The sequence below is a fragment of the Streptomyces boluensis genome, from assembly GCF_009908195.1.
Taxonomy (GTDB): Bacteria; Actinomycetota; Actinomycetes; order Streptomycetales; family Streptomycetaceae; genus Streptomyces; species Streptomyces boluensis.
Genome location: NZ_JAAAHS010000426.1, coordinates 1 through 6,006, shown reverse-complemented (window position 1 = coordinate 6,006; position 6,006 = coordinate 1). Strand labels below are relative to the sequence as shown.

Here is a 6,006-nt window from a genome sequence, read left to right as displayed (position 1 = left end):
GCCCGCTCCGGCCCCCGCCGCGGCAAGCCCACCGCGTCGGTACGCAGCCTCCGCCACGCCGACCGCAACGCACGCAGTCCCTGCGCCGGACCCACCACTCCGACCGCCCTCACCGTCCGCACCAGGCCATGACCGTCCATGCAGCTCAGCCTGCCAGTACGCGCGCGTGCGGCGGACCGCGTTCACCCGCCGTTCACCCGTGGCCGGACCACACCTTCAGACAGCGGACTATGGGGGAGCCGCCCTGGTGTGGAGATCGATCCCATGGCATCGTCCCTAGAGCCGCGTCACGCGCACCACCCCCGCACGTGCGCGTGCCGGACGCACACACCGCGTAGAGCTCTGGGAGTCGCCCCGTGTCCACCGCCGTACCGCAGCCGCAGCCCCTCTGGCAGCCCGACCCGGCACGCGTCGAAGCCGCCGCCGTCACCCGCTTCCAGACCTGGGCCGCCGAACACCACGGCGCCCCCGCACACGGCGGCTACGAGGCCCTGCACCGCTGGTCGGTCGAGCACCTGGACACCTTCTGGGAAGCCGTCGTCGACTGGTTCGACATCCGCTTCTCCACCCCCTACGCGCGCGTGCTCGGCGACCGCACGATGCCCGGCGCCCAGTGGTTCCCCGGCGCCACCCTCAACTACGCCGAGCACGCCCTGCGCCACGCCGCCGACCGCCCCGACGCCCCCGCGCTCCTGCACGTCGACGAGACCCACGAGACCCGCACCGTCACCTGGGCCGAACTCCGCCGCCAGGTCGGCTCCCTCGCCGCCGAACTCCGCGCCCTGGGCGTCCGCCCCGGCGACCGCGTCTCCGGCTACCTGCCCAACATCCCCGAGGCCGCCGTCGCCCTCCTCGCCACCGCCGCGGTCGGCGCCGTATGGACCTCCTGCGCCCCCGACTTCGGCGCCCGCAGCGTCCTCGACCGCTTCCAACAGGTCGAGCCCGTCGTCCTGTTCACCGTCGACGGCTACCGCTACGGCGGCAAGGAACACGACCGCCGCGACACCGTGGCCGAACTCCGCGCCGAACTGCCCACGCTCCGCGCCGTCGTCCACATCCCCCTGCTCGGCACCGCGGCCCCCGAAGGTGCCCTCGACTGGTCCGCGCTCACCTCCGCCGACACGGAACCCGACTTCGAACAGGTCCCCTTCGACCACCCCCTGTGGGTGCTCTACTCCTCCGGCACCACGGGCCTGCCCAAGGCCATCGTCCAGTCCCAGGGCGGCATCCTCGTCGAGCACTTCAAACAGCTCGGCCTGCACTGCGACCTCGGCCCCGACGACCGGTTCTTCTGGTACACCTCCACCGGCTGGATGATGTGGAACTTCCTCATCTCCGGCCTCCTCACCGGCACCACGGTCGTCCTCTACGACGGCAGCCCCGGCTACCCCGAAACCGGCGCCCAGTGGGCCATCGCCGAACGCACCGGAGCCACCCTCTTCGGCACCTCCGCCGCGTACGTCATGGCCTGCCGGAAGGCCGACGTCCACCCGGCCCGCGACCACGACCTCTCCAAGGTCAAGTGCGTAGCCACCACCGGCTCCCCGCTCCCGCCCGACGGCTTCCGCTGGCTCCACGACGAGGTGGGCGACGACGTCTGGATCGCCTCCGTCAGCGGCGGCACCGACGTCTGCTCCTGCTTCGCCGGCGCGGTCCCCACCCTCCCCGTGTACATCGGCGAACTCCAGGCCCCCTGCCTCGGTACCGACCTCCAGGCCTGGGACCCGCAGGGCAAGCCCCTCACCGACGAGGTCGGCGAACTCGTCGTCACCAACCCCATGCCGTCCATGCCGATCCACTTCTGGAACGACCCCGACGGCAGCCGCTACCACGACAGTTACTTCGACACCTACCCCGGAGCCTGGCGCCACGGCGACTGGATCACCCTCACCACGCGCGGCTCCGTCGTCATCCACGGCCGCTCCGACTCCACCCTCAACCGCCAGGGCGTCCGCATGGGCTCCGCCGACATCTACGAAGCGGTCGAACGCCTCCCGGAGATCCGCGAGTCCCTCGTCCTCGGCATCGAACAGCCCGACGGCGGCTACTGGATGCCCCTCTTCGTCCACCTCGCCCCCGGCGCGACCCTCGACGACGCCCTGCGCACCAAGATCAAGAAGACCATCCGCGAACAGCTCTCCCCACGCCACGTCCCCGACGAGATCATCGAGGCCCCCGGCGTCCCCCACACCCTCACCGGCAAGCGCATCGAGGTTCCGGTCAAGCGCCTCCTCCAGGGAACTCCCATGGAAAAAGCGGTCAACCCCGGCTCGGTCGACAACCTCGACCTCCTCCGCTTCTACGCCGACCTGGCCCGCGACCGCGCCTGACCCCCACACTCCCGACGGCATTGTCAGTGCCTCCCGTTACGTTGAGTGAGCACTGACCGACAAATGTCCAGGGGGAGACATGGCAACCGCCAAGCACCACACCACTCACGACCTGCGCCGCGAAGTCGTCGGCACCATCGGCCTGTTGACCGACGCCGAGGACTTCGCGGCCATGCGCCGGTACCGCACGTTCACGTTCCGCGACCACGCCACGTACCTCCGCGAGATCGAGCACCTGCTCCGCACTCTCGCGGCCGAGGGCAAGCACACCACCCTCGCCCTCTTCGACCCGGAGGAGTACGAGCAGTACTGCACGGACACCGGCCAGAACCCCGACACCCCGACCGGCCGCACCAGCTTCACCGCCGAACTCGCGGCGAGCGGCCCCACGGTGACGTACGACGGCCGGCCACTCAGCGACATCGTCCCCGACCTGGTCGACGAGGCCCTGCGCCACTCCACCCTGGAGTACGCGGAACACCTCCTGACCGAAGCGGGCCGCTGCGCCGACTGCGGCGAGGACATCGGGGTCTCAGCCTTCACCCGCAGCGCCCACCTGCTGAGCCGCATCCTCGACACAGCGGGCCCCGGCATCCACCACATCGTCTGCAGCGTCACCCTCGACGTGGCCCCGCTCCTCGGCGCCCTGCACGCGGAGCGCACCCCGGACGGCCTGCTGCACCTCGACGAGTCCGACGCCCTGGAGGTCACCACCCTCCTGGCGGTCGGCATCGCCAGGAAGGCCCCGGGAGGCCTGGTCCTGCGCGCCACCACCCCCGACCGCCCCGACCGCGTCTGCGGCTGGCGCCTCACCGGGGAACACCTGACACCCCTCACCGAGGCCGAGGTCTTTGACGCCTACTGCACCGACGCCCACACCGGCGACCCGGTCCCACCGGAACCCGGCCTGGACTACGGCCCGGCCCCAGACCTGGGGCCGTACGAAGACCCGCACCACCGGCACTGACCCCGACAACGCCCAAGGGGTGCCCCACCGAAGTGGGACACCCCTTGGCTACCGCTCAGCGACTCACTCGCCGGACAGCACCGCCTGCGCGGCCGCACGCGCCTCGTCGGCGGTGTCGGCGGCACGCGCCGCAGCAGCGGCACGCTCACACTGCGCCAGCGTGTACTTGGCCAGCGTCGTCCGCACGTACGGAATGGACGCGGCACCCATAGACAAGGAGGTGACCCCCAGACCCGTCAGCACACAAGCGAGCACCGGGTCGGAAGCGGCCTCACCACACACGCCACAGCTCTTGCCCTCGGCCTTGGCCGCGTCGGCGGACAGCGCCACCAGGTCGAGCAGCGCGGGCTGCCACGGATCCTGCAGCCGCGACACCGCACCGACCTGACGGTCAGCGGCGAAGGTGTACTGCGCCAGGTCATTGGTCCCCAGGGAAAGGAACTCGACCTCCTGAAGAATCGACCGCGCCCGCAGCGCCGCCGACGGAATCTCCACCATGGCACCGAACTTCGCCCGCAGCCCCGCCTCACGACAGGCGTCAGCGAACGCCTTGGCGTCCAGCCGGTCCGCCACCATCGGCGCCATGACCTCGAGGTACACCGGCAGCCCCTCGACCGCCTTGGCCAGCGCGGTCAACTGCGTACGCAGCACCTCGGGGTGGTCGAGCAACGACCGCAGACCACGCACACCAAGAGCCGGGTTCGGCTCGTCGGCAGGCGTCAGGAAGTCCAACGGCTTGTCGGCACCGGCGTCCAGGACACGCACGACGACGCGCCCCTCGGGGAACGCCTCGAGCACCTTCCGGTACGCCTCGACCTGCTTCTCCTCGGACGGCGCCTTCTGGCTGTCGTCCAGGAACAGGAACTCGGTGCGGAACAGTCCCACGCCCTCGGCGCCGGCCTCGACCGCGGCGGGCACGTCCGCGGGACCACCGACGTTCGCGAGCAGCGGCACCTTGTGACCGTCGGACGTCGCACCCGGGCCGGTCGACGCGGCAAGAGCGGCCTTCCGCTCCTCAGCCGCCTTCGCCAGCGCCGCCTGCTTCTCCTCGCTCGGGTCCACGAAAATCTCGCCGGTGCTGCCGTCCACGGCGACAACGGTCCCCTCGGCCAACTCACCGGCCCCCGGCAGCGCCACCACAGCGGGCACACCGAGCGCACGAGCCAGAATCGCGCTGTGGCTCGTCGGCCCACCCTCTTCGGTGACGAACCCGAGCACGAGCGCCGGGTCGAGCAGCGCGGTGTCCGCGGGCGCAAGGTCCCGCGCGATCAGTACGTACGGCTCGTCGCTGTCCGGCACACCCGGCATCGGCACACCCAGCAGTCGCGCCACGATCCGGTTCCGCACGTCATCGAGGTCGGCGACGCGCCCCGCCATGTACTCACCCGCACCCGCGAGCAGCTCGCGGTAGTGCGAGAAGGCGTCGTAAATACCGCGCTCCGCGGTGCTGCCGACGGCGATCCGCCGGTCCACATCGGCGATGAGCTCCGGGTCCTGCGCAATCATGGCCTGCGCCTCGAGCACGGCCTGTGCCTCACCGCCGGCCAGATTGCCACGCGCATTCAGGTCGGCGGCGACAGCCTCAACTGCCTGACGGGCGCGCCCCTGTTCGCGCTCCGCCTCCTCGGCAGGAATCTGCTTCGCCGGCGGCTCGAGGACCGCGGTCCCCATGTGCCGTACTTCGCCGATCGCCACACCGTGGCTCACGCCGACGCCTCGCAGCGTTGTCTCCATTTCACCGTCTCCGATAGATGCGGCGGTGCGATCCGCCGCGATGGATGTCGTACCTGCCGCTCAGTGCGGAACTGACGTCACTGCCAGCTGAACAGTTCGTCGCCCGCCTTGACGTCGGTGTCCTCGACGACACCGGAAAGGGACTCGGCCGTGGCCTCGAGCGCCACGATCGGGCACACCGGGGACTTGCCGGCGGCCTCGACGCCGGCCGGGTCCCAACGCACGATCGCCTGACCGCGCTGCACGGTGTCCCCCTTGTTAACGAGCAGCTCGAAACCCTCGCCATTGAGCTGGACAGTGTCGATGCCCAGGTGGGTCAGCACGCCGTGCCCCTCTTCGTCGACAACGACGAAAGCGTGCGGGTGAAGAGATACGACGATGCCGGAAACGGGGGCGACAGCCTCCGAAGGCTCGCGCACGGGATCAATGGCGGTACCGGGACCCACCATCGCGCCGGAGAACACAGGGTCGGGCACAGCGCTGAGCCCGATTGCGCGTCCAGCAAGAGGGGACGTCACGGTCGTCATGGGAGCCTCCCAGGGGGTGGAGAGTCTTTAGCGCCGTCACTACCTGTCCGGGACGGCGCACTGTTCACGAGGGTAAGTCATATGAAGTCCCGGTTCCGCACAACTGGTCCCACTTGGCAAACGTACGACGCACCGCAATCGATTTGCGTCCACTACCAGCGACATGTACTGTCGTACTCCTGCCTGAGGCCGCACAGCGCGCCAAGCGTAAAAGCCTCGGCGGCATCCTCATTGAGTTGATCCTATCCCTGGATCTGTCTTTGCATGCCTGCAGAGACCGTGGTCAGGAAGACGGAAAAGACCTGATAGAGTTTGCAACATCGAAGGGAAGCGCCCGGAGGAAAGCCCGAGAGGGTGAGTACAAAGGAAGCGTCCGTTCCTTGAGAACTCAACAGTGTGCCAAAAGTCAACGCCAGATATGTTGATACCCCGTCTCCGGCCATCACGG

The 6,006-nt window shown here is 69.6% G+C and carries 5 protein-coding genes; 2 read left to right on the top strand and 3 right to left on the bottom strand.

Annotated features, from left to right (window positions below; translation table 11 throughout):
* The first annotated feature begins 356 nt into the window (after nt 1-356).
* Nucleotides 357-2,330, top strand: a complete 1,974-nt coding sequence (locus tag GUY60_RS32770) for an acetoacetate--CoA ligase (RefSeq protein ID WP_161704523.1) — start codon at nt 357-359, stop codon at nt 2,328-2,330.
* A 79-nt stretch (nt 2,331-2,409) separates the two neighbouring features.
* Complete coding sequence (locus tag GUY60_RS32765; RefSeq protein ID WP_161704521.1) at nt 2,410-3,297, top strand: DUF8829 domain-containing protein; 888 nt, start codon at nt 2,410-2,412, stop codon at nt 3,295-3,297.
* Between the two features lie 63 nt (nt 3,298-3,360).
* Here the strand turns inward: GUY60_RS32765 and ptsP are convergent, their stop codons facing one another.
* The 3 genes from ptsP to GUY60_RS38595 form a co-directional block, all read right to left on the bottom strand.
* A complete protein-coding gene (ptsP, locus tag GUY60_RS32760; protein ID WP_161704519.1) occupies nt 3,361-5,031 on the bottom strand; it encodes a phosphoenolpyruvate--protein phosphotransferase in 1,671 nt (556 codons plus the stop codon).
* 77 nt (nt 5,032-5,108) lie between these two features.
* On the bottom strand, nt 5,109-5,558 hold the full coding sequence (locus GUY60_RS32755; protein ID WP_161704517.1) for a PTS sugar transporter subunit IIA: 450 nt from the start codon (nt 5,556-5,558) through the stop codon (nt 5,109-5,111).
* Between the two features lie 242 nt (nt 5,559-5,800).
* Nucleotides 5,801-6,006 (bottom strand): hypothetical protein (locus GUY60_RS38595; protein WP_223178760.1); only part of this gene is annotated, 206 nt, incomplete at its 5' end.